The sequence below is a fragment of the Amycolatopsis echigonensis genome, from assembly GCF_002846615.1.
Taxonomy (GTDB): Bacteria; Actinomycetota; Actinomycetes; order Mycobacteriales; family Pseudonocardiaceae; genus Amycolatopsis; species Amycolatopsis echigonensis.
Genome location: NZ_PJMY01000003.1, coordinates 4,254,854 through 4,278,572, shown reverse-complemented (window position 1 = coordinate 4,278,572; position 23,719 = coordinate 4,254,854). Strand labels below are relative to the sequence as shown.

Below are 23,719 nucleotides of genomic sequence, written 5' to 3'. Positions count from 1 at the left end.
GGTCCGCGATCGCCGGGTTCTTCGGGCGTTACGTCTTGTGACCTACGCCCCGGTCAGGCCAGTGGAAATGCTGCGCACCAGGTTCCGGCCGAGCAGCACGAAGAGCACGATCACCGGCAGCACGCCCAGCGTCGCGCCGGTGAGCATCAGGGCGTAGTCGGTGAAGTAGCCGCTGGCCAGCTGGGACAGGACCACCTGCACGGTCGGCGTTTGCGCCGGGTCGAGGACTACCAGCGGCCAGAAGTAGTCGTTCCACGCGCCGAGGAAGGTCACCATGGCCAGGACGGTCGCTTGTGGACGGATCGCCGGGACCGCGACGTGCCAGAACGTGCGCAGGATCGACGCTCCGTCCACAGTGGCCGCGTCCACCAGGTCCTGGTCGATCGAACCCTCGCACGCCTGGCGCATCCAGAACACGCCGAACGCGCTCACCAGCGCGGGCACGATCACCGCTTCGAGCCGGCCGTACCAGCCGAAGTCGCTCACCACCAGGTAAAGCGGGACGACGCCCAGCTGTGCGGGCACCATCGCCGAGCCGATCACGATGAGGAAAAGTGTGTTGCGGCCGCGGAACCGGAGCCGGGCGAAGGAAAAGCCCGCGAAACTGGACAGGACCACATTGGACACCATCACCGTCGTGGCGACGATCAGCGAATTGCCGATCGCGAGCCAGAAGTCGACGGTGGTGAAGACGCGCTGGATGTTGTCGAAGAGATGGCCGCCGGGCAGCAGCAGTGGAGAGGTCTCGCCGATCGCCGCGTTGTCCCGGGTGGACACCACGAACGACCAGTACAGCGGGAACAGCGACGAGGCGACCAGCCCTACCAGCACCGCGTACACCCAGGCTCCGGCCCGGCCCCGGCGGATCACGGCGCGCCCACGAACCGGCGCACCAGCCGGTAGTTGACGATCGCGAACACCAGGCAGATCAGGAACATCACCCAGGACAAGGCCGCGGCGTACCCGGCGTCGAATTTGCCGAAGCCTTTTTCGTACAGATACATCGTGAGCGTCTGGAATTGGCGGTCGTTGCCGCCCGCGCCGCTATTGCCGGTGGCGTCGAACAGTTGCGGCTCGGCGAACAACTGGAGCCCGTTGACCGTGCCGGCGACCACCGTGAACGCGATCGTCGGGCGGATGCCGGGCACGGTGATCGACCAGAACGACCGCCAGCGCGAGGCGCCGTCGAGTGCCGCTGCCTCGTACAGATCCTGGGGCACCGCCTGCATCGCGGCCAGGTAGATCAGCGCGTTGTAGCCGGTCCACCGCCACATCACCATGCTCGCCACCGCCAGATGCGACGACCATTGGTGCGCCTGCCAGGAAACCGGCGGGACGCCGAACCAGCCGAGCACCTCGTTGACCACGCCGTAGCCCGAGCTGTACAGCTGCGCGAACACCAGCCCGACGGCGACCACGGACACGAGGTTCGGCAGCAAAAGCCCGGCGCGCCACCAGGTCGCCGCCCGCAGCGGCCGGTTCAGCAGGGCGGCGATGCCGAGCGCGAGGAAGAACTGCGGAATCGCGGCGAGCAGGAAGATGCTGACGGTGTTGAAAAGCGCGTTGTAGAACCGCGGGTCGCCGAACAGCTCCACGTAATTCGCGAGGCCGAGCCCGCCTTCCGGGCCGGACAGCAAATCCCAGCGGTGCAGCGAGACCCACGACGTGTACAGGAGCGGGAACGCGCCGAACAGTCCGAAAAGGACAAAGAACGGCAGGATGAAGACGTAGGGGGTGAGCTTGCGGTCCACGACGGCTACTTGATCGCGTCGCGGCCCATCCGGACCGCGTCGGCCCACGCCTGCTCGACGTTCTCGCTGCCGTCCTCGATCCGGCCGAGGGCCCGGCCGAATTCGGGACGCACGTCCGCGTCGTGCAGGCCGCGGTAGTTCGGCCGCAGCCGGTCCGCCGACGCCGCGTAGATCTGGCCCACCGGCGCGTTCGAGAAATAGGGATCGGTGTGCGCGACGACCTGCGGGTCCTGGTACACGCTCGGTTCGCTCGGCAGGATTCCGTCGGAAAGGAAGAGCCGTTTCTGCTGCGCGGGCGCGGTCAGCCACTGCGCGAGATCGTAGGCTTCCTTCGGGTGCGCACTTTGTTTCGGCACGGCGAGGAAGGAACCGCCCTGGTTGCCGCTGTTGCCCGGCACCGTCGTGACGTCCCATTTGCCGCTGACCGCGTCGCCGCCGGCTTCCTTGATCTGCGTGAGCATCCAGGCCGGACACGCGATGGTCGCGAAGCTGCCCTGTTTGATCGCGACGTTCCAGGCCTGCGTGTAGGTGGTCGCACCGGCGGTTTCATGGGCTTGCGCGAGACCGCCGGACAACTGGAAAGCGTTGCGCACGCTGGGGTTGCGGTCGGCGATGTAGGAATCGTCCTTGGCGGAGAAGTAGTTCTCCGGCGACTGGTTGAGCATCGCGGTGTAGACGGTGCCCGCCGAATCGGCGAATTTCACGTTCGGGAGCTTTTCGGTAAAGCGGGCGGCGACGTTCGCGTACCCCTGCCAGTCCGGCATCAGCTCCGCGACGGCCTTGCGCTCGGTGGGCAATCCGGCCTGCTGGAACAGATCCCGGCGGTAGCACATCGCGAGGCTGCCCATGTCGGTGCCGAGCCCGAAGACGTAATCGCCCGAGGTGCCCTGCGCCCACTTCCACGGCACCCATTGCTGCTTCAGCTTGTCCGCGCCGTAATCGGCGAGGTTGACGAATTTGTCCTTGGCCCGGATGTACTTCGGGATGTACTGCTCCTCGACCGCGACGACGTCGGCCGCGCCGCGCCCGGCCGCCAGCTGCGTGGCGAGGCTCTTGAAATGCGTGTCGAAATCGGTGACCCGGCTGCGGATCTCGATGTTCGGATGGTCCTTCTGGTACTGCGCGAACAACGGCGCGTAGCCGAACTCGCCGAACGTGGCCACGCTGAGCGTGATCTTTCCCGAGGACGCGGCGGAACCGCACGCGGCCGCCAGTAACAGGAATGCGGCGGCGAGCGCGGCAACGGCCGGACGCCGGGTCAGCTTTCGCACGTGGTGAGCATCCTTCAAATCACTCCGGCGCGCAGCGCGTAGGCGACGGCGTGCGGGCGGTTCCGCAGCTTGAGCCGGTTCGTCATGCCGTAGATCACGTTCTTCACGGTCCGCTCCGAATAGCAGAGCTTGTTCGCGATTTCCGCGGTGTCCCAGCCCTCGGCCATCAGCCGCAGCACGTCGACCTCGCGCGGCGACAGGGTGGTCGCCTCGCCGCCCCGCCGCAGGGTCTCCGCCTGCTGGAGCAGATCGCGCATCGAGGTCTCGCGCCCGGAAGCGGCGGCCACGATGCTGCGCACCAGCTGGTCGCCGCCGATCGCGTCGCGCGGCAGCACCGCGGCGACGTGCCAGGCAGCCAGCTCGGCCAGATCGTCGGCGTCGACGTATCCGGCGATGAAGACAATGGCCGCCGGGGTCTCCGAGGCCGCGGCCCGCAGCGCCGCTTTCACCTCGCGAGTGACGCGGTTCGCGGCGAAGACGAGCACCGCGGCTTCACCGCGTTGCTGGCCCGGCATCACCCGCACCTCGCGGCGCGTGCGCAGATGGTCGATGAGGCCCGCGAGGGTGATCGGGTCCGAAGCCCATGCCGCCACCTTGACCTGATTCATCGCTGCCTCCCCGGTGCAGAGCACTCGCCTGTCGTGTGCCAGCCAGTGTGCCTACCGCGGCTTCACGAAATCTCTAGTCGGGACGCGCTCATTCTTCACAGCGTGAAGTTGGGGCCGCCGGTGGGGTTCGGTTACCGTCACGGAGACCTGTCCGGACTGCCAAAGGAAATGATGAAGGCGCACGCACGACCCCGCTGGAGCACCGCAGGAGCCGTCAGCGCGTTAACGCTCATATGTGCGCTTTCCGCGTGTTCCGGGGATCGTTCCGTTTCCGGAACAGCGACGTCCGGCCCGCTCGCCGCGCCGAGCACGGGGAGTTCGCCGCAAGCCGCTCCACCTGCGTCAACTTCGCCTTCGCAGACCGCGCCGGGACAGCTGACGTGCGCGTCGGCGGTGTCGGCGATGGATCCGCGGGCGCGGGTGGCGCAGCTGGTGGTGCCGGGCGTCAACGCGGGTGATCCGGCGGCGGTCGCAGAGCTCGTGCGGACGCAGCAGGTCGGCGGGATCTTCGTGGGAGACAAAAAGACCACGCTGTTGCAAAATGATGCTCTCGACGGCGTCCAGCGGGCGGCGAAGATCCCCGTTTCGGTCGCGGTCGACGAAGAGGGCGGCCGCGTACAGCGCATCGACGACCTCGACGGCTCGCTCCCGAGCGCCCGGCAGCTGGCGGCCTCCAAGACGCCGGACGAGGTGCGCGCGATCGGCGAGCAGCGGGGCAAGCAACTGCGAGCACGCGGCGTGACGGTCGATTACGCACCGGACGCGGACGTGAGCGACGAACCCGACGACGCGGTGATCGGCGACCGTTCCTACAGCCCGGACCCGGAAAAGGCGCGGCAGTACGCGATGGCCTTCGCCGAGGGCCTGCGCGCGGGCGGGGTGCAGCCGGTGCTCAAGCACTTCCCGGGCCACGGCCACGGATCCGGCGACTCGCACCGGGGGACCGTCACGACGCCGCCACTCGACCAGCTGCGTCGCGTTGATCTGGTGCCTTACCGCGATATCTCGGAGTACGGGCAGGTCGGGGTGATGGTCGGGCATCTCGAGGTGCCGGGGCTGACCGGGGACGAGCCGGCGTCGCTGGCGCCTGAGGCGTATCAGTTGCTGCGCAACGAGTTCCACTTCACCGGGCCGGTGATCACGGACGATCTGGGCGGAATGAAGGCGATCACGGACCGGTTCGCGTTGCCGGACGCGGTGGTGAAGGCGCTGCAGGCGGGGGCTGATCAGGCGTTGTTCTCGTCCGGGCACAACGACGTGAAGGCTGTCGTGGATCGGCTGCAGCGGGCAGTGGAGAGCGGGGAACTGCCGGCCGCCCAGGTGACGGCTTCGGTCGAGCGAGTGTTGGCGGGCAAGGGGTTTTGTCGACCTTGACCTGGCGTGAGTGGCGGGTTCATCCCTCCTCCGCCAGTACCTGAGCCAAAACCGCCGCAGCGCTCACTGTCTGCGGATGGTCCTCCCCCAGCGCCCTTCGGCACCTCGGCAGCAGATCCTCCAGCACAGCCAGGGCCGAAGCGCGATCGCCCAGGCGGAGGTGGATCTGCACCAGGTTGCCAGTCGTCCGCAGGGTCCCCAGGGCGTCCGGCCCGAGTGCACGGCGGCTCCGGGCCAGGACGTCCTCCGTCTGCTCGCGGGCGCGTTCGTATTCGTTCAACCTCAGGTACACCACGCAAAGGTTGTTCGCGACGGTCAGCGTCAGCGGGTCGTCCTCGCCCAGGACGCGGCTGACCCGGGGCAAAAGCTCCGCCAGCAGGTCGCGCGCCTCGGCATGATCGGTCGTGCCGATCAGGCACCCGGCCAGACGGTTGGCGACGGCGAGGGTGTCCGGGTGGTCCTCGCCCAGCTCCGCGGTCCATTCCGCGTGGACGAGGCGGCCCAGTGCGACGCCGGGGTGGGCTTGACCGGAGACGAACAGGTAGCGCAGCACCCGGATGAGCAGCGCGCGGTACTCCGGCGGTTCGTGGCTGCGGAAGTCTGGCTGAGCGGCGGACATCCGGATGGCCACCGCGACGCGGCGGTATTCGGGCCACGATTCCTTCAGATCGGGGTCCAGGCCCAGCTCGGAGGTCTCGGTCGCCGAGTGCGGCGGCAGCACGGGATAGGGCGGAGGCTGTTCGCGGTCCCAGAGCGAAGCGGGAGCACCCGACGCCGCGAGCAGGTTCGCCGGGCAGCCGCGTTCGTGGAACAGGTCGCAGCCGGAGCTGAGCACCGAAGGCGAGCGGCCCGAGAAGAGAGCGGGCACCGGGTATGCGTGGAACGGCTCGCCCTGGTTGTCGATGACTGTGGTGCCGTGGCGGCCCGCGCAGGTCCAGTCCACTTCCAGCCGCCAGGCGACCTCGTGCGTCGTGGTGACCGGTTCGATCTCGAACTGCTCGATGTCGGTGGCGCTGACGGTGAACGGGAAGTCCGGGCCCTGCGCGACCAGCCGCGGCGACGGGGCGTCGAAGTCGGTCGTGAACGGGCGCGGTTCGAGGAGCCCGCCGATCCGGACCTGCAGGCAGGCCGGGCGCGGGGGCGTCCGGGAGACGACCACGACCCGCGCGGATTGCAGGACTACGGCACGGTTCGTTCTGGCTTCCACCGTGATGATGTGGACCGTTCCGCCGGGCACGGCGACCTGCGGCGGATCGGTGTCGAGCACCAGGTCGGCCAGGGTTCCGCCGGGTTTCAGCCGGACCGAGGCGATGAGCGGGTCGGCCAGGTCCGCCGGAGAGTCGCCCGAACGGCCTACGTTGATGTCGCCGTGCACCGCCCCGGCCATCACGACCTTGTCGAACTGGCCGCCGGAGATGCGGTTGACAGAGGACTCTTCCGCGTCCGTCACTCGAGCGAGCCTAGCCGTTAACTCAATGAACGAAAGAGTCGTCCGGGGAGGACGCGGGGTGACGATGGTCGCGCTCGTCCGTCGATCGAGGAGGATCGGATGTCCGGACTTTTCCGTGCAGGCGTTGCCGTATTGGCGGCGACCTTCGGGCTCGGGGTGCTCGCCGCGCCAGCGTCGGCCGAACCGGTGCCGACGACCGGATGCGGGCAGGCGGTGGCCAACCCCGGCACCACGACGGTCGAGCATCTGACCTCCGGCGGCATCGATCGCGAGTACCGGATCTACGTTCCCGCGCGGTACCACCCGCACCGGCAGTACCCGGTCGTCCTCTCCTATCACGGGCACGGCCGCACGGCGGAGTACCAGGAGGAACTGTCCGGCTTCTCCGGCTCGGACGTGATCGCGGTGTACCCGCAGGGCGTCGCCGGCACCGACGGCAAATCCGCCTGGACCGGCGCGCCCTACTCGGCCCCCGTCGACGACGTCCAGTTCACCGGCGACCTCCTTACCTCGGTGCAGCACCGGATGTGCGTGGACCCCACGCGGATCTACGCGGCCGGCAAATCGAACGGCGGCGGGTTCGTCGGCGTGCTGGCCTGCCGGATGGCCGACCGGATCGCCGCGTTCGCCCCGGTCTCCGGCGCGTTCTACCCCCAGGGCGGCGCCTGCGATCCGGGCCGGAAGGTCGCGCTGCTCGACTTCCACGGCACGGCCGACACCACCATTCCTTACTCCGGAAATCCGGCTAAAGGCCTGCCGTCCATTCCGGACTGGCTGAACGGCTGGGCCGCACGAGACCGGTGTTTCCCTTACCCTGTCTCGGTTTCTCCAGTTCCCCACGTGGTGAAGCAGTGGTGGCCCGGATGTTCGCTGGTGCATTTCCGGGTCGAGGGAGCCGGACACGTCTGGCCGAGCACCCGCCCTAACAACGACTCCGACACCCCCACCACGATCGACGCCACTCCGGTCATCCTTCAGTTCTTCAAAGCGCACCACCTCTGAGCTCAGCTGGCGTGCTCCCGCTTCGCGCGAAGGTCGTGGCCGAGGGATTCCGCCGGATGCTCGCCAAGCGGCCTGCCTCCGGCCCGGCCGCACGCTCCTGGCAGTCCGCCGCCACGTTCTGACAGCGCGTCACAGTCTGGGATCCGAGACAGAATCCCCGGGCTGCTACTTGGCCGCCAGGCCGCGCTGACGTTGAGTTCGTCCAGCGAATTCACCGAAGAACCGCAGGAGGAGCACGTGGCTGCCACACTGGAGCGGCGCTCGATCGACCCGGTCCCCGAGTCCGAGCGGCACGGGCATCCACGCAGCCTGTTCACCCTGTGGTTCGCCGCGAACACGCAGATCACCTCGGCGGTCACCGGAGCGCTGACCGTGCTGGTCGGCGTGCATCCGCTGTGGGCGATCGTCGCGGTCGTGGTGGGCAACGCGCTCGGCGGCATTCCGATGGCGCTGCACGCCGCGCAGGGGCCGAAGCTCGGCATCCCGCAGATGATCCAGTCGCGCGCGCAGTTCGGCGTGTACGGCGCGGCGCTCCCGCTGGTGCTCGTCGTGGTGATGTACCTCGGCTATTTCGCGAGCGGTTCGCTGCTCGGCGGCCAGGCGGTCGCCCAGATCACGCACCTGCCGACGGACGCCGCGATCGCGGTCTACGCGCTCGCCTCGGCGCTGATCGCGATCGTCGGATACCGGCTGATCCACCGGTTCGGCTGGCTCGCGTCCGCGCTGTCCGTGGTCGTCTTCTTCTACCTGACGATCCGGTTGGTCAGCGGACACGACCTCGGCACCGTGCTCGCCGCGCCGCACCTCGACTTTCCGAAGTTCCTGCTCGCGGTCTCGCTGACCGCGTCCTGGCAGCTGACCTTCGGCCCGTACGTCGCCGTCGGCGACGTCGGTGCGCGCGACGTTCTGGTGGACGTACGGCGGCACCGTGCTAGGCGCGGTGTGGGCGATGTCGTTCGGTGCGCTGGCCTACGCCATTGCCGGGAAAGCGTTCAAGGGCCACGAAGTCGCGTACGTCGTCGGCCTCGGCGGCGAAGCGTTGTTGATCCCGCTGCTGCTGGCCATCGCGCTCGGCAAGTTCACGGTCAACGTGCTGAACATCTACGGCGGCTATATGACCGTCGCGACCGCGCTGACCGGTTTCGGCCGACGCGCGGCGCTTTCCCAGGCCACACGGATCGGTTACATCGCGGGCGTCGGCGTGGTCGGCGCCGTGATCGCCATCCTCGGCCGCGGCCAGTTCCTGTCGAACTTCGTGCTGTTCCTCGACTTCCTGCTGTACTTCCTCACGCCGTGGAGCTCGATCAACCTGGTCGATTTCTACCTGCTGCGCAAGGAAAAGTACGACCTCGAGGCGCTGTACGACCCGAACGGCCGCTACGGGCGCTGGGCCTGGCCCGCGCTGGCCGCCTACGTGCTCGGGATCGCGGTGCAGATCCCGTTCGCCAACGTCGAAGGCATTTTCGTCGGCCCGATCGCCCCGCTGCTCGGCGGCGCGGACATCTCGTGGCTGCTCGGCCTCATCGTGCCCGGCGCGCTGTACGTGGCGTTCATGCGCCGGCCGGCCGCAGTTCGAGTGTGACCGTCCGCCGCGGGAACAGCGACGCCGTGACCGATCACGCGTACCGACTGTCCTTTGACGAAATAGCCGGCCTAGCTGGACTCGCGCACGACCAGCGACACCGGCAGGATCTGCGCTCCCGGCGCGACGTCCTCGCCGTCCAGCAACCGCATCAACGTCGACACCATCGCATGGACCTGCTCACGCGGATCCTGGTGCACCGACGTCAACGGCGGTGTCATCGCCGGAGCCAACGCCGCGTTGTCGTCGAAACTCACCACCGCGACATCGCCCGGCACGGCACGACCAGCGTCGGACAACGTCCGCAACGCACCCACCGCCATCATGTCGCTGCCGACGAACACCGCATCGAGGTCAGGTACCCGCTCCAGCAGAGTCGCCATCGCTTTCGCACCGCCGGCCAGGGTGAAGTCTGCCTCCTCGGCCAGCCCGGACGGGTCGATCCCGGCGTCCACGAGCGTCTTGCGCCAGCCGGCGAGCCGGTCGATCGGCGCGCCCTGGTCCTGTGGGCCCGCGATGGTCGCGATCCGGCGGCGGCCGGATTCCACCAGATGCGTCACCGCCTGCCGGGCGCCGCCTTCGTTGTCGAAATCCACCAGGTGCACGCCTCGGCGCAGATCGGCGGCCTGTCCGCCGAACACCGTCGGCAGCTTCAGCAACCGCAACGCCCGGGGCAGCGGATCGGCGCGGTGCGGGGCGAACACGAGGACGCCGTCGACGTGCCCGCCCTCGAGAAACCGCACGGTACGCCCGAGGTCCTCCCGGGTGTCGCTGAAAAGCAGCACCATCTGGCAGCCCACATCGGCCAGTTCCCGATAGCCCGCGCGCATCACCGCGGTCCGGTACGGATCGTCGAGCAGCCGCGCTTCCGGCTCCGACAGCACCACCGCGATCGCGCCGGTCCGCCGGGTGACGAGCGAGCGCGCGGCCTGGTTCGGCGAATATCCGAGATCCCGCGCCGCGGCCAGCACCTTCTCGCGCGAGCGCGCGCTGACGTACGCGTCGTCGTTCAGCGCGCGCGACGCGGTGGACCGGGAGACCCCGGCGAACGCCGCGACGTCCTCCAGTGTCGGCCGCTCGTCCTCGGACCGAGGCGCCACTTCGCCCACCCCCTGACTGTCGATCGGGCTCAGCTTAACCGGGTCCAACCGGGAGCGCTCCCGGAGACTCCAGCCTTGACATCCCCCGTTACCTGCAACACACTCGTTCGGCATCTGGGAGCGCTCCCAGAACGACTTCCAAGGGGTTGACGACGGTGACAACGTTCCGGAAGGGCCTGGTGCTGGCACTGGGCATCACGATGACCGCGGTGAGCGCCACGGCGTGCGGCGGTGGCGGCAGCGGCGACGTGCCCGCGGCGGCCGGGCCGAACGAGCACGTGGAACTGACGCTCGCGACGTTCACGGAGTTCGGCTACGAGGCGCTCATCCCGGAGTACGAGCGGCTGCACCCGAACATCAAGATCACCCACCGCAAAACCGGCCAGGGCGGCCCGTACGCCCAGGACATGATGACGAAGCTCGCGGCGGGCTCCGGACTGGCGGACGTGCAGGCCGTCGAGGAAGGCCACCTGTCGGACATCCTCAGCAAGTCCTCGAAGTTCAACGACCTCAGCAAGATCGGCCCCTCGGACGTTTCGCCGGACCGGTGGCTTTCGTGGAAATACGAGGCGGGCAAAGACAAAAACGGCAAGCTCATCGGCTACGGCACGGACATCGGCCCGCTCGCCATGTGCTACCGCAAGGACCTGCTCGCCGCGGCCGGGCTGCCCAGCGACCCGGAGGCGGTGAAACCGCTGTTCGCCACGTGGGACAGCTACTTCGCGGCCGGCGCCCAGTACACCGCGAAGACCGGCAAGGCGTGGTTCGATTCGGCGGCGCAGAACTTCAATTCCATGGTCAACCAGCTGCCGGTCGGCTACCTCGACACCAATGACAAGCTCACCCTGGACACCAACCAGGGCATCAAGGACGCCTGGACGAAGGTGACCGGCGCGGTCGCGAAGGGCGAATCGGCCAAGCTCACCGCGTTCAGCAACGAATGGAACTCCGGGTTCAAGCAGAGTGCGTTCGCCACGAAGGTCTGTCCGGCGTGGATGCTCGGGGTCATCAAGGAGCAGGCCGGGCCGGACAACGCGGGCAAATGGGCGGTCACCGCGGCGTTTCCCGGCGGAGGCGGCAACTGGGGCGGTTCCTATCTGACGGTGCCGACGCAGAGCAAGCACCCGCGCGAGGCCGCTGAGCTGGCCGCCTGGCTCACCGCACCGGAGCAGCAGATCAAGGCGTTCGAGGCCAAGGGCAACTTCCCGAGCCAGACAAAGGCGCTGGAAAGCCCGCAGCTGCTGAATTCGACGGACGCGTACTTCGGCGGCGCGAAGATCGGCGAACTGTTCGCCGAGCAAGCGAAGAAGGTCGCGAAACCGCAGTACAAGGGCCCGAACGACGGCCAGATCCAGGAAAACGTGGCCAGCCCGGCGCTGCAGTCGGTGGAACAGGGCGCTTCGGCCGCGGACGGCTGGCAGCGGCTGGTCGACGGCGCGAAGAAACTCACCCGCTGACGATGACAGTCACCGACAAGGCCGCTCCGGAAAGCCGGGCCGCGACGCGGCAGCACGCCGCGCCGCGGCCCGGCCTGCGCGACCGGCTGGCGCGCTGGGACGTCAAAATCTCGCCCTATCTCTACGTGGCGCCGTTCTTCATCGTCTTCGCCATCGTGGGCATGTTCCCCTTGCTGTACACCGCGTACGTGTCGCTGTTTTCCTGGAAAGCCGGCGACGACAACCCGGACTTCATCGGACTGGACAATTTCAAGGAACTGTTCGCGGACGCGCAGTTCTGGCACGCGCTGGAAAACACGGTCAGCATCTTCCTCCTCTCCAGCGTGCCCCAGCTGATCATCGCGGTGCTGCTCGCCGCGGTGCTCACGCTGCGGCTGCGCGGCGCGACCGGCTGGCGTGTCGGCATTCTGCTGCCCTACGCGGCGAGCCTGGTGGCGCTCGGGATCATCTTCGCGAACCTGTTCGGCCCGCGGTACGGACTCGTCAACGGCGTCCTCCAGACCCTCGGACTGTCCCCTGTGGACTGGCAGGCCAATCGGTTCGCCAGCCACGTCGCCATCGCGATCATGGTGAACTGGCGGTGGACCGGCTACAACGCGCTGATCGTTCTCGCCGCCATGCAGGCTATTCCGAAGGAGTTGCAGGAGGCCGCGCTGATCGACGGCGCCGGAACCGTACGCCGTTTCACCCACGTGACGTTGCCGCTGCTCCGGCCCACACTGATCTTCGTCGCCATCACCTCGACGATCGGCGGTCTGCAGATCTTCACCGAGCCCAAACTGTTCGACGCGATGCCCGGGTCGAACAACGGCGGTTCCACTCACCAGTTCCAGACCGTGACGCTGTATCTGTACCAGACCGCTTTCGAGAATTTCGATCTCGGTTACGCGTCCGCGATCGCGTGGGTGCTTTTCCTGATCATCGTCGTGATCGCGCTGATCAACTACTTCCTCACCGGGCGGCTCGCGGGGAGGCGGACATGACCACGCAAACCAGCCTGCGGGCGCGCGCGGCCCGGCTCGGCAAACCGCGCAAAGCGACCTACGGCGTGCTGATCGTGTTCGTGCTCGGCTCGCTGTTCCCGTTCTACTGGTCGTTTCTCGTGGCAAGCCGCGACAACGGAATGCTCACCGAACGCATCCCGCCGCTGCTGCCGGGAGGAAACTTCTTCGCCAACGCGGCGCGAGTGTTCGACACTGTGCCGTTCTGGCGGGCGTTGGCCAACAGCATCATCGTGTCCGGCACAGTCACGCTGACCACGGTGCTGTTCTCGTCGCTGGCCGGGTTCGCCTTCGCGAAATTGCGCTTCCGCGGCCGCAATGGCTTGTTCGTGTTCATCGTGGTGACGCTCGCGGTGCCCACTCAGCTCGGCATCATCCCGTTGTTCATCGCGATGTCGAAACTCGGCTGGGCGGGCGGACTGCAATCGGTGATCGTGCCGAACCTGGTCACCGCGTTCGGCGTGTTCTGGATGCGACAGTACACAGTGGACGCGTTGCCGTATGAGCTGATCGAGGCCGCGCGCGTGGACGGCTGCAGCATGATCCGGGTCTTCTGGAACGTGTGCCTGCCCGCTGTCCGTCCGGCCGCGGCGATTCTCGCCATGTTCACGTTCATGACGTCCTGGAACGATTTCCTGTGGCCGCTGGTGGTGCTCGACGCCGGCAATCCGACCGTGCAGGTGGCGCTCGAGAAACTGCAGAGCGGCTACTACGTCGACTATTCGCTGGTGCTCGCGGGCACGACGCTGGCCACGATTCCGATCCTCATCGTCTTCCTCCTGCTCGGCCGCCAGATCGTGGCCGGGATCATGCAAGGCGCCGTGAAAGGGTGACCATGTCCGCACAGCCGATCCCCGACGTGCTCGCGTTCCCGGACGCGTTCGTCTGGGGCGCCGCCACGGCGGCCTTCCAGGTCGAAGGATCGACCACCTCCGACGGGCGCGAGACGTCCGTCTGGGACACCTTCGCCGCGCGCCCGGGCGCGGTGGCCGGCGGCGACACCGGCGACCCGGCGGCCGACCACTACCGCCGCTACGCCGACGACGTGGCACTGATGCGCTCGCTCGGGTTGACCGCGTACCGGTTTTCCCTTTCCTGGCCGCGGATCCTGCCGTACGGCACACCGGAACCGCGCGGGATCGAGTTCTACGACCGGCTCGTGGACCGGCTGCTGGCCGCGGGCATCCAGCCGTGGGCGACGCTGTACCACTGGGACCTTCCGCAATCGCTGGAAGACCGGGGCGGCTGGACCGCGCGCGACACCGCCTACCGGTTCGCCGAGTACGCCGAGACCATCGCGGCCCGGCTCGGCGACCGCGTGGCGAGCTGGTCGACGCTGAACGAACCGTGGTGCGCGGCGATGCTCGGCTACGGCTCGGGCGTCCACGCGCCCGGCCGGACGTCGCCGGAAGGCGCGGTGGCCGCGACGCATCACCTGCTGCTGGGGCACGGGCTGGCGATGGACGTGCTCCGGCAGCACGCGAGCACCCCGTCCGGGATCACGCTGAACCTGTACCCGGTCGTCGCGGACACCCCGGACGACGCCGACGCCGATGCCGTCCGCCGGATCGACGGGTTGCAGAACCGGTTGTTCCTCGACCCGCTGCTGCGCGGCGGTTACCCCGCTGACTTGCGCGAGGACCTGTCCCGGTTCGGCTTCGACGCCGTGGTGCGCGACGGCGACGAGGCGGTGCTCGGCAAGCCGATCGACTGGCTGGGCGTGAACTACTACCGCGGCTACCGGGTAGCCGGTTCGGCGCGTCCGGGCAGCACCCCGGCGGGCCGGGAATGGCCGGGCGCCGACCAGGTGCACTTCGTCCCGGACCTGGCCGCGCCGCGCACCGATTCCGATTGGGAAGTGCATCCCTCCGGACTGACCGCATCGCTGCTGCAAGTGCATCGGGACTATCCGCCGGTGCCGTTGTACGTCACCGAAAACGGCGCGGCGTACCCGGACACGCTCCGAGACGGCGAGGTCTCCGACGACGACCGCATCGCGTTTCTCGACGCACATCTGCGGGCGGCGCACGACGCGCTGGCCCACGGAGTTGATCTGCGCGGCTATTTCTACTGGTCGCTGCTGGACAATTTCGAATGGGCCGAGGGGTACGCGAAACGCTTCGGCCTGGTGCACGTCGACTACCACACCCAGCAGCGCACGCTGAAGCGCAGCGCGCGATGGTACGCGGAGGTGATCGCGCGCAACGCGCTCGGCTGAGCGGGAAGTGACCTACTACCGGGTTCTTTCGCGCCGCCGGGAAAGACTTTCTCTCCGGTCTTCGCGTCACGGCGTCCGGGCGCGGCCGTCGGACCAGTGCCGGGGCCGCCCCGAACGGTCCCGCGAGCGGAGACTGGAGTGTCCGATGACGGTGCGAAGCCGAGTGGCCGACGAGGTCACCACGTGGCTGGCCGGTGAGTTCGCGGGCCGGGTGCCCGCCGAGGCGGTCGAGGTGGTGGTGCGCGCGACCGGACGGGACCTCGACGGCCGGGTGGTCCCGGATGAGCGCGGCGACCTGCTGTACCGCGTGGCGCGGGCCCGGCTGGTGCGGATGCTCGACGCACCGGACGAGCCGCATATCCCGCGTTCGCGCCGGTAAGCCGGTCGTTCCCCGGACCGCGCGTCCGGGGACCCGGCCGTATCCGGACTTCGCCCGTGGCGTGAGGTAACCGGGCGCGCGCCGACCGTGTCCGACGCGCGCCGGAAGCTGTTACGAGCCCGGCAGGATCCGGCTGCTCAGCGGCGCGTGCGGGCGCTCCGGCGGCCACCAGACCTGCGCGGGCGGCGGGGGAACGTCATCGTCCGGAAGTTCCAGTTCGTCCGCGCCGCTCTGCCAGCGGTTCCAGTGCACGGAGCACAGTCCGCGCCACAAGGAATCCTCCGCACAGTCCCGCCGACGGCACCTGCGTGCCTGCTGCCCGCTATCAATCACGTCCACGACTCCAAACCGCGCTCAACCTCCCCGCCGGCTCCAGTCTGCCTCGGCTCCGGCGGGAACGCCCCGCACTCGCGCCAACACAACCCTTGTGCAGCAACGGAACGGGAGATCTCACCCTACTCCAGCCACCTGTGCGCATGCCGAGCGACCACAGTGCACTCTTTCAGCGGTTGACGCGTCCAGCACCCGGCGTCCGCGACGAATCTCCTGTGCCGCAACGGAGAGTCAGCGGCCGGCGGCGTACGGTAGAGATGTCCACAGTGGATGATCAAGGCCGCGGATGGCTGGCGTCGTACTCGTGCACGGCGGAGCGCTGAGTTCGGGTGCGCAGGAGATGCTCGTGCGAGGAGTCGTCCACATCGGCCAGTCCGAGCGCGACCGCGCGGCGGATCTGCTCCCGGTTGTCGCGCACGACGGCGGAAAAGAAGTCGTCGATGCGCGGGTCCAGCAGGACCTCCAGCAGCACCCGGAAGGACGTGTCGACGGTCGCCCGGACGATCTCGTCGTGGAACGGCAGCCGGCGCAGCTTGCCGAGCTGCGGGTCCTCGGAGATCTTCTCGGTGATGATGGCGCGGAGTTCGGCCTTGTTCTCGCTGAGGGATTTGGCGAGGTTCTCCGGGTAGTTCCCGGTTTCGAGGACCTTGACGACCTCGTCCAGCACCGCGATCGTGACCGGTTTCTTGATGGCGTGCACGATCGGCTCGGACAGTTTGTCGACGAGGCGGTAGGTGAACTGCTCGCCCACGGCGCGGTCGGCGGCGCGGCCGAGGCGGACGATCAGCAGGATCACGCCGATCACGTGGTGGTGCGCGACGAAGGCCGGGTGGGCCACCGGGATCATCGCGAAGACTTCGTACCAGGTGCGGGCGAGAAAGGCGGCTCGCCAGGCCTGTTTGCGCCAGCGGTGGAGGAGCTCCAGGAAGAAGATGCCGCAGACGATGCAGTCGGCGAGGAAGAACCAGCGGCTGAGGTCCGACGGCGGCGGGCCGATCAGGAGCCAGGCCAGCATCCCGGTGGAGACGACGGCGAGGGCGAGCATGATCCAGTCGTCTGCCCGGACGTTGCCGGGGAGGATGCCGCTGTTGAGCTCGCCGCTGGAGGCGTCGGTGGTGCGTTCAGGCTGGGCTGAACGGCCGGTGGTCATGCTGGCTCCCTGGTCCCGGGGGTGTGGTGCTGGGGGTGATGATCGCATGGCCGGGTGGCTCGTCGCCTGGCGGCGACATTGCCTTGGGTGATGGGTGGGGCACCCCGAAGCTGGAGTGTGCTGACGGCCGGTGGGTGCTTGTCAAGGCGGGAAAGATGCCTTGACAAGCACCCACCGACCGCAGGGAGGCTTCGTATCGGGGTGCGGGGGTGGTGTGGGTGCCTGGTCGCGTTGAGTGCGCGGGATGCGGTTTCGGGAGTAGGCGCGGGGATTGGGCGGCTGGTCGGGTTGCGTGGGCGATGCCAACGTTGGGGCGGATCTTGGCGGGCGGCGGCGGGTTGGTCCGTGAAGGGGCCCTTGAGGGAATCTAGGTCCGCGAAGGGGTCCCTCACAGATGACGGCGGGCTGCGAGGAGAACCCTTGGGCGGCGTCAGGCTCCTTGAAGTTCCCTCACGGAACGCTACGGAACCGGTACACCTGAGACTTCCCAAGCCCGACATCTTGACACCAAACACGCGGTACAGCAGGCTTTTCCCACGCCGCATAGTTAGGAAAGTTTACTAACAAGGAGACCCCGAAAATGCCTGCTTCCCGGAAGGTGGCGCTGTTCGCCGCCGTTTCCGTTTCGGTTACCGCTGTGCTGGCCGGTGCTGGGCCCGCTGCCGCGGTTTCCGTCGCGCGTCCGTTTCCCGCGCACGTCACCTATCAGACCGGTGTCCGGCCTTCGGCGACTCAGGCCGAGCAGGACGCCGCGGTCAAGAAGCAGTACGACTCCTGGAAGAAAACCTACCTCCGTCAGGCTTGCGGCGGGTACCTCGTCTGGGCCACCGACGACGCGCCCAACAAGGGCACGGTTTCCGAGGCGCAGGGCTACGGGATGAACATCGTCCCGTTGATGGCGGGCTACGACGACCAGGCCAAGACGATTTTCGACGGCATGTGGAAGTTCGTCCAGGACCACCGGGACGGCAAGGGCCTCTTCCAGTGGAAGATCGACGGCAAGACCTGCAAGTACGCCGACAACGGCACGCCTGACTCGGCGACCGACGGCGACCTCGACGTCGGCTACGGGCTGATTCTCGCGGACAAGCAGTGGGGCGGGTACAGCGCCGCCGCGAAGGACTGGCTTGCCAAGATCTACCAGCACGACGTCGCGTCCGACGGGCACCTCAAGATCGCCGACGACGCGGACGACGACGGCACCCGGCCATCCGACTTCATGCTCGATCATCTGCGCGCGTTCGCCAAGTACGACACCGGGCACGACTGGAACAGGGTCGTCACCCGGACCGAGCAGCTGATCACCCAGTTCACCGCCAAGTATTCGCCGAACGCGAACCTGCTGTCCGACTTCGTGGTCGGCGCGAACACCACCAGCCCGAAGCCCGCGCCCGCCGATTACCTGGAGAACCAGCCGGACAACATCGTCGGCTACAACTCCGTCCGCGTGCCTTGGCACATGGGCACGGACGCGCTGCTGTACGGCGGCAAGGTCGCGACCGAGGTCGCCAAGAAGGAATCGGCCAGCTACCAGAGCCACTCCGGCGGCGACCCGGCGAAGATCTACCCGCACACCAAACTCGACGGAACGCCGACCAACACCAGCGACCAGTCCGAGGTCGCACCCAACCCGGTCGGCGTCGCCGCGATGGTCGCGGGCGACCAGGCCTGGACAGACTCGCTGTGGAAGTACCTGGCAGGCAACCCGTACGGCGACACCTACTACGGCGAGACCATCAAGCTGCTCGTCTACCTGGTGATGTCCGGCAACTACTGGGCCCCGTGACCGCGACCTGCCCGTGCGGACGCTAACCCGCGGCGTCCGTGCGGGCAGGCGGGCACGTCCCGCCTGGCGCGGTCAGCAGTTCGAAATGCCACATCTCGTTCGCGTACACCTGGCAGAGGCCGTATTTCTCGCCGTGCTGGATCAGCCAGTCGGCAGCACGGGTGGGAGCGACGTCGACGGCTTTGCCGGACACATGGGTCGATTTTTCCGGCGTGTTCACGTATTTCCGCGCCTCTTCCAGGCTGCCGTACTTTTCGATGGCGCCGTCGAGCAGCTTCTGCTGGTACTCCTTCGTCCGCCAGCCCGACGCGATGCGAATGTCCACTTTGCGCTGACGCGCGTCGGTTGCCGCTTGCTGCAACGCTTTCCGCAATGCCGGATCGAGATTCCCGACCGCCGGGTAGCTCGTGTCGAACGGCGTGAGCGTGACGCCTTCCGGGATGCCGCCCTGAGCCGGGTCGTGATCCGGATCACCGTCGAGCGTCGGGAGGCTCGAGCACCCGGCGACGAGTACCGCGGGCAGCACGAGCAGCACGGCCTTGATTTTGTTCTGCAGCACGCCGCAACTATCGCGAGCGGGTATCCCCGGACGGTTCGGCGAATGTCCGCGCCGCGTAACAAGACCGCATGAACAGGTAACGTCAGGCGGTCAGCCCGATCCCCGCTTCGGCGGTGTTCACGAGGAACGTGAGCGTCTCGTAGAAGTACAGCTCCACAGTGGACGCGTCGTGGCTGGAGTAGCCGATGGAGAGATCCTGTCCGAAGTGGAGTTCGTAGTCTCCGCCGCGCGTGGACAGGACACAGGCTCCGCTGATCGCGGGCGTACGGATGAGTTCGCCGTCCACGATCTGCTTCAGGTGTTCCAGCACCGGATAGCCGTGGTTGGCCGCCTCGTACGCGGCGGTGAACTCGTCGTCGCTGAGCAGGACGGTGTACGGCCCGGCCACGCCCGCGTCGCGAAGTTCGGCGATCGCGTCGCCGATCGCCTTCGGGTAGCGCGGGGCCTCCGGCGGGAGCGCGATCGGCGACAGCGACGACGCCGGGCGGATCCCGGTGATGCCCGCCTCGGCGAAACCGTCGAGCACGATCCGGTCCTCGGCGTACGCGATCTGCTGCGCGGCGTCCTTCACCGGCTGCCAGTCGGCGTCTTTCGCGCCCCACTCGACCGAATCGATTTCCTCGCGCGACACCGTGAACGGCACCCGCAATTCCACGATCCGCTGCGCCGTGCGCAGGCTCGTCGCGACGCCGTCGAACTTGCCGCCGACCCGTTCGCGGCGTCCGGTGCCGACCGCGGCGAGCGCCGGGTCTCCGGTGACGACGACGTCGACCACCCGGCGCGCCGCGGCGAACTCGGCGAACGTGCGCTTCGCCTCCTCCTCCAGGTCCGCCCACGCGGCGGCGGAGATCGGGGCGAGTTCGCGATGCAGGTTGTTCATGACCGAGTGCTCCTTCGCAGGCTTCCGATGCCCAGCGACGTCCCGGCGGGCGTCGCGGCAGCCGGCGGTTCCGGCTCGGGCGGGGCGTCCGGCGGATCTTCGAGGAAGTCCGCGGTCGGCACGTAGAACAGCGCGCCGGTGTGAGGCGTGGAAAAGTCGAGAATCCGGTCGTAGTTGCCCGGCGGCGACCCGACGAACATGTTGTCCAGCATCTTCTCGATCACAGCCGGAGATTTGGTGTAGCCGATGAAATAGGTGCCGAACTCGTCGTGCCCGGGACGGCCGAACGGCATGTTGTCGCGCAGGATGTCGAGCTCGTTGCCTTCGTCGTCGGTGATCACGTTGAGCGCGATGTGGGAATCGGCGGGCTTTTCCTCGTCCGAAAGCTCCACATCGGACAGTTTGCGCCGTCCGATCACCAGCTCCTGCTGTTCGGTGGTGAGCGCGTTCCAGGCCCGCATGTCGTGCAGGTATTTCTGCACGACCACGTAACTGCCCCGGTTGAACGGTTCGTCGTCGTCCACCAGCACCGCCTGCTCGACGCCGCGGCCGGTCGGATTTTCCGTGCCGTCGACGAAACCGAGCACGTCGCGCGCGTCGAAGTACCGGAAGCCCTGCACCTCGTCGAGCACCGTCACCGCGCCGCGCAACCGGTCCATGATCAGCGTTTCGAGCTCGAAGCACAGGTCGTGCCGGTCGGCGCGGAGATGGAACAGCAGGTCGGCCTCGGCGGTCACGACGCTCGTGTGCTTCTCGCCGGAAAAGACTGGCAGCTCGTGCAGTTCCTTGGGCCGCGGGCCGCCGTAGATCCGGTCCCACGCCGCCGACGAAATCCCGGCGACGCAGGTGAGCCCGGCGCCGGCGTCGCGGAAGCCGACCGCGCGCTGCAGTCCGGCCAGGTCAGCGAGGAGGTCTTTCGCGGTCTGCTCGCCCCCGGCGTCGACCTGGACCAGCAGAAAGATCGCCGCCCTGGTCAACGGCGCGGAAACGGCCTGCGGCTCAGGCGGTTCGAGGTCCCCCGCTTGCACGCTCGCGCACCCCTTCTCGCCCGGTGATCGTCCGAGCGCATCCTAACCACGGACGGGCGAGCACACCCGGCATCACCACTCAGGCGGGGTAGGCGTCAGACGAAGTGCGTCAGCAGAGCCGCGACGTCGGCTTCCAACCGGTCCGCCGCCGCGTCCTGGTCGGCGAGCTGTTGCAGCAAAGCACGCTGGAACAGTCCGTCGAACGCGGCGTACGCGACCTCCGGCGAAACCTTGGCCGGCCGGTCGGCGAACTCGGCGTAGCGCCGCACGACGCGCCACACCATGTCCTGACGCTGTTCGTCGATGTCGAGCACGTCGCCGCGGAAGGACTCCTCGAACAGGCTCTGGTTGCGCAGGTCGTACCAGAGGCGGTGCATCGCCGCGTCGGACCGCAGGGTGGCGGCCATCGCCGCGCCGAAGCCGTGCTTCAGCTCGTCGGCCGAACCCGCCGTCGCCACCACGTCGTCGTAGCGGGTCACACAGACCTCTTCGAACTTGCGGACCGCGTAGGTGAGCAGCTCGACCTTGTCGGCGAAGTAGTAGTGCAGGACGCCGTGCGAGAAGTCGGATTTCTGGGCGATTTCGCGCAGGCTCGTGCGGGCGTACCCCAGCTCGGCCAGCGCCTGCAGCGCGGACTCGGCCAGCTGCTCGCGCCGCTGGGCGAACTTGTCCACGGCGCGGCGGGAGATGCGCTCCTTCGCCTGTGTCACACCCGGGAGTCTAGCGCGGCTCAGTTTCTTGACGAGTGTCCAAGAAAATCTTGACGACTGTCCAAAGTTCGCTACGGTGTGACCTACACCGCAGTGGCGGCACGTCTCAAGGAGGAGATGTCGATGGGTTCGTACGACCTGACCGGGCGCACCGCGCTGGTCACCGGTGGCGCTCAGGGCCTGGGCCAGGGCATGGCCGAGGCGCTCGCGAAGGCGGGTGCGGCGGTTGTCATCGGCGACGTCCAGGAGGACCTCGGCCGGAAGACCGCCGACGCGATCAAGCAGAGCGGGGCCAGCGCGGGATTCGTCCGGCTGGACGTCACCGACGACGACAACTGGGCGCGAGCGGTCGAGGCCGTGGTCGGCGAACACGGCGGGCTCGACATCGTCGTCAACAACGCGGGCGTCGAGATCACCGGCCTCGTCGCCGACCTCGACCCGGCTGACGTGCGGAAAATGCTCGAGGTCAACGTGCTGGGCACGGCGCTCGGCGTGAAGCACGCGTTCCGCGCCATGCGGCCCGGCGGCGCGGCCGGACGCGGCGGCGCGGTCGTGAACATCGCGTCCGTAGCCGCGACCATCGCCTTCCCCGGCATCGCGGGCTATTCGGCGACGAAATCGGCGGTCGACCGGCTCACGCGGGTCGCGGCGATGGAGGCCGGGAAGCTCGGCTACGGCGTGCGGGTGAACTGCGTGTACCCGGGTCTGGTCCCGACGCAGATGGGCAACCAGCTCGCGACCGACGTGGTCGAAGTCGGGCTGTTCCCGAGCGTCGAGGAGGCGATCGGCGCGGTCGTCGCACAGACCCCGGCCGGGCGGCTCGGCGAGGTCGCCGACATGGCCGACGCCGTGGTGTTCCTCGCCTCCGACGCCGCCCGCTTCATCACCGGCGCCGGCCTCCCGGTCGACGGCGGCATGGGCATGTGAATCCCCCTTCAGCGAAAGGAAAACCCGTCGTGACCAAGCCCGTCGTCGTGTACGGCGCGTCCGGCTACACCGGCCGCCTGATCTGCGAATACCTCCGCGAGTACAACGTTCCCTTCACCGCGGCCGGCCGGGACAAGGCCCGGGTGCAGGCCGCCCTCGACCACATTCCCGGCCTCGACACCGTGGACCACGAGGTCGTCGAGGTCTCCCACGAAACCGGCCCGCTCACCGAGCTATTCCGCGACGCGTCGGTCGTGTGCAACACCGTCGGCCCGTTCAGCGAATACGGCCACGAGGTCGTTCAGGCCTGTCTCGAATCCGGTACGCACTACCTCGACACCACCGGCGAGCAGGACTGGCTGATCTCCGCCGAAGAACGCTACGGCGCGGACATGGCCGCCAAGGGCCTGCTGCTCTCCCCCGGCATCGCGCAGATGTACACCACCGGCGAGATCGCCGCGAACCTCTGCCTCGAGACGCCCGGTCTGGACACTTTGGACATCCTGGTGTTCTGGAAGGGCTACCCCACCGTCGCTTCCACCCAGACGATCCTGGTGAACGCCGCGTTGTCGGCCGCGTATTACCTGGAGCAGAACGAATACGTGGCCTGGCCGCCGGACGGCGGGCTGCAGGACGTGGCCGTTCCGGGACACCACGAAATCGGCCTCGCGCTGCCGTGGGGCGGCACCTCGCATCCGGTGTGGTTCAAGAACGATCCGCGCGTGGCCAACGTGAAAGCCGTCGGCGGCGTGTTCGACCGGGCACTGATGCAGGGCGTGCCGCAGATCGTCGCGGCCGTGCTGGAACAGGTGAAAGACCTTCCGCTGGAAGAAAAACTCAAGGTGCTGCACGAGCAGGCGGCCGCGGTACGGGACGAAATGCCGCCACGGGAGAACCAGCGGATCAACACCTCGCTGGATTCGGTGCACGCGTCCGGTCCGCTAGGCCGCGCACACTGCGTGATCCACGGGACCTGCAACTACAAGCAGACCGGGCTGATGCAGGCGTACGCGGCGTACTCGCTGCTGCAGCAACCGCCGCGGCGGGCCGGATTCGCGTCGGCGTGCCAAGCGTTCGGGCACCGGGAGCTGCTCGGCGTGCTGCGGTCGTTCGGGCTGGTCTCGAACCCGGTCCTGACCGTGCAGTCCTGAGA

At 68.1% G+C, this 23,719-nt stretch carries 23 protein-coding genes and 1 pseudogene; 12 read left to right on the top strand and 12 right to left on the bottom strand.

Annotated elements, in window-relative coordinates:
* Positions 1–42 precede the first annotated feature (42 nt).
* From ATK30_RS25430 to ATK30_RS25415, 4 genes are read right to left on the bottom strand one after another with little or no spacing between them, the layout of a single operon-like run.
* Positions 43–840 carry a carbohydrate ABC transporter permease gene (locus ATK30_RS25430; RefSeq protein WP_341867358.1) on the bottom strand — a complete coding sequence of 266 codons (798 nt, stop codon included), beginning with the start codon at positions 838–840 and terminating at the stop codon, positions 43–45.
* 26 nt (positions 841–866) lie between these two features.
* Positions 867–1,751 carry a carbohydrate ABC transporter permease gene (locus ATK30_RS25425; RefSeq protein ID WP_167441999.1) on the bottom strand — a complete coding sequence of 295 codons (885 nt, stop codon included), beginning with the start codon at positions 1,749–1,751 and terminating at the stop codon, positions 867–869.
* 5 nt (positions 1,752–1,756) lie between these two features.
* Positions 1,757–3,022, bottom strand: a complete 1,266-nt coding sequence (locus ATK30_RS25420) for an ABC transporter substrate-binding protein (protein ID WP_101437724.1) — start codon at positions 3,020–3,022, stop codon at positions 1,757–1,759.
* A 14-nt stretch (positions 3,023–3,036) separates the two neighbouring features.
* Positions 3,037–3,630 carry a helix-turn-helix transcriptional regulator gene (locus ATK30_RS25415; protein ID WP_101437723.1) on the bottom strand — a complete coding sequence of 198 codons (594 nt, stop codon included), beginning with the start codon at positions 3,628–3,630 and terminating at the stop codon, positions 3,037–3,039.
* Between the two features lie 402 nt (positions 3,631–4,032).
* Between ATK30_RS25415 and ATK30_RS25410 the strand changes: the two genes are divergently transcribed.
* Positions 4,033–5,004, top strand: a complete 972-nt coding sequence (locus ATK30_RS25410) for a glycoside hydrolase family 3 N-terminal domain-containing protein (RefSeq protein WP_167441998.1) — start codon at positions 4,033–4,035, stop codon at positions 5,002–5,004.
* Positions 5,005–5,023: 19 nt separating this feature from the next.
* Here ATK30_RS25410 and ATK30_RS45675 read toward each other — a convergent pair whose 3' ends face one another.
* Positions 5,024–6,454 (bottom strand): tetratricopeptide repeat protein, encoded by a 1,431-nt coding sequence (locus ATK30_RS45675; RefSeq protein ID WP_208637422.1) that lies wholly within the window; start codon positions 6,452–6,454, stop codon positions 5,024–5,026.
* 99 nt (positions 6,455–6,553) lie between these two features.
* Here ATK30_RS45675 and ATK30_RS25400 point away from each other — a divergent pair, with 99 nt between their 5' ends.
* The 3 genes and pseudogenes from ATK30_RS25400 to ATK30_RS46920 all read left to right on the top strand — a co-directional run bounded on the left by ATK30_RS25400 (position 6,554) and on the right by ATK30_RS46920 (position 9,038).
* On the top strand, positions 6,554–7,456 hold the full coding sequence (locus tag ATK30_RS25400) for a CE1 family esterase (RefSeq protein WP_101437721.1): 903 nt from the start codon (positions 6,554–6,556) through the stop codon (positions 7,454–7,456).
* A 237-nt stretch (positions 7,457–7,693) separates the two neighbouring features.
* A pseudogene (locus ATK30_RS46925) lies at positions 7,694–8,200 on the top strand (purine-cytosine permease family protein); the annotation flags it as partial.
* 148 nt (positions 8,201–8,348) lie between these two features.
* On the top strand, positions 8,349–9,038 hold the full coding sequence (locus tag ATK30_RS46920) for a cytosine permease (protein ID WP_279630017.1): 690 nt from the start codon (positions 8,349–8,351) through the stop codon (positions 9,036–9,038).
* A 71-nt stretch (positions 9,039–9,109) separates the two neighbouring features.
* On the opposite strand, the gene ATK30_RS25390 is transcribed toward ATK30_RS46920, so the two are convergent.
* On the bottom strand, positions 9,110–10,138 hold the full coding sequence (locus ATK30_RS25390; protein ID WP_167442219.1) for a LacI family DNA-binding transcriptional regulator: 1,029 nt from the start codon (positions 10,136–10,138) through the stop codon (positions 9,110–9,112).
* A gap of 200 nt (positions 10,139–10,338) precedes the next feature.
* Here ATK30_RS25390 and ATK30_RS25385 point away from each other — a divergent pair, with 200 nt between their 5' ends.
* The 5 genes from ATK30_RS25385 (at position 10,339) to ATK30_RS25365 (ending at position 15,193) form a co-directional block, all read left to right on the top strand.
* On the top strand, positions 10,339–11,595 hold the full coding sequence (locus ATK30_RS25385) for an ABC transporter substrate-binding protein (RefSeq protein WP_463672427.1): 1,257 nt from the start codon (positions 10,339–10,341) through the stop codon (positions 11,593–11,595).
* A gap of 2 nt (positions 11,596–11,597) precedes the next feature.
* Entirely contained in the window at positions 11,598–12,578 is a 981-nt protein-coding gene (locus ATK30_RS25380) for a carbohydrate ABC transporter permease (protein ID WP_101437720.1), read from the top strand.
* Positions 12,575–13,429: a carbohydrate ABC transporter permease gene (locus ATK30_RS25375; RefSeq protein WP_101437719.1), complete on the top strand. Its 855-nt coding sequence runs from the start codon at positions 12,575–12,577 to the stop codon at positions 13,427–13,429. The genes ATK30_RS25380 and ATK30_RS25375 overlap by 4 nt, the downstream gene beginning before the upstream one ends.
* A gap of 2 nt (positions 13,430–13,431) precedes the next feature.
* Positions 13,432–14,814, top strand: coding sequence for a GH1 family beta-glucosidase (locus ATK30_RS25370; RefSeq protein WP_101437718.1), 1,383 nt, complete (start codon positions 13,432–13,434; stop codon positions 14,812–14,814).
* A gap of 145 nt (positions 14,815–14,959) precedes the next feature.
* Positions 14,960–15,193 (top strand): hypothetical protein, encoded by a 234-nt coding sequence (locus ATK30_RS25365; RefSeq protein WP_101437717.1) that lies wholly within the window; start codon positions 14,960–14,962, stop codon positions 15,191–15,193.
* Positions 15,194–15,304: 111 nt separating this feature from the next.
* Here ATK30_RS25365 and ATK30_RS46345 read toward each other — a convergent pair whose 3' ends face one another.
* Positions 15,305–15,445 carry a hypothetical protein gene (locus ATK30_RS46345; protein ID WP_220816877.1) on the bottom strand — a complete coding sequence of 47 codons (141 nt, stop codon included), beginning with the start codon at positions 15,443–15,445 and terminating at the stop codon, positions 15,305–15,307.
* 355 nt (positions 15,446–15,800) lie between these two features.
* Complete coding sequence (locus tag ATK30_RS25355) at positions 15,801–16,676, bottom strand: ion transporter (RefSeq protein WP_101437715.1); 876 nt, start codon at positions 16,674–16,676, stop codon at positions 15,801–15,803.
* Positions 16,677–17,256: 580 nt separating this feature from the next.
* Here ATK30_RS25355 and ATK30_RS25350 point away from each other — a divergent pair.
* A complete protein-coding gene (locus ATK30_RS25350) occupies positions 17,257–18,462 on the top strand; it encodes a glycosyl hydrolase family 8 (RefSeq protein WP_101437714.1) in 1,206 nt (401 codons plus the stop codon).
* A 22-nt stretch (positions 18,463–18,484) separates the two neighbouring features.
* On the opposite strand, the gene ATK30_RS25345 is transcribed toward ATK30_RS25350, so the two are convergent.
* The 4 genes from ATK30_RS25345 to ATK30_RS25330 form a co-directional block, all read right to left on the bottom strand.
* Positions 18,485–19,021, bottom strand: coding sequence for a M15 family metallopeptidase (locus ATK30_RS25345; protein WP_101437713.1), 537 nt, complete (start codon positions 19,019–19,021; stop codon positions 18,485–18,487).
* Positions 19,022–19,103: 82 nt separating this feature from the next.
* Positions 19,104–19,901, bottom strand: coding sequence for a family 1 encapsulin nanocompartment shell protein (locus ATK30_RS25340; protein ID WP_101437712.1), 798 nt, complete (start codon positions 19,899–19,901; stop codon positions 19,104–19,106).
* Entirely contained in the window at positions 19,898–20,929 is a 1,032-nt protein-coding gene (locus ATK30_RS25335) for a Dyp-type peroxidase (RefSeq protein WP_101437711.1), read from the bottom strand. The genes ATK30_RS25340 and ATK30_RS25335 overlap by 4 nt, the downstream gene beginning before the upstream one ends.
* A 95-nt stretch (positions 20,930–21,024) precedes the next feature.
* On the bottom strand, positions 21,025–21,639 hold the full coding sequence (locus tag ATK30_RS25330) for a TetR/AcrR family transcriptional regulator (protein ID WP_101437710.1): 615 nt from the start codon (positions 21,637–21,639) through the stop codon (positions 21,025–21,027).
* Positions 21,640–21,717: 78 nt separating this feature from the next.
* Between ATK30_RS25330 and ATK30_RS25325 the strand changes: the two genes are divergently transcribed.
* A complete protein-coding gene (locus tag ATK30_RS25325) occupies positions 21,718–22,566 on the top strand; it encodes an SDR family NAD(P)-dependent oxidoreductase (protein WP_244194720.1) in 849 nt (282 codons plus the stop codon).
* A gap of 29 nt (positions 22,567–22,595) precedes the next feature.
* Positions 22,596–23,717 carry a DUF5938 domain-containing protein gene (locus ATK30_RS25320; RefSeq protein WP_101437709.1) on the top strand — a complete coding sequence of 374 codons (1,122 nt, stop codon included), beginning with the start codon at positions 22,596–22,598 and terminating at the stop codon, positions 23,715–23,717.
* The last annotated feature ends 2 nt before the right edge of the window (positions 23,718–23,719 follow it).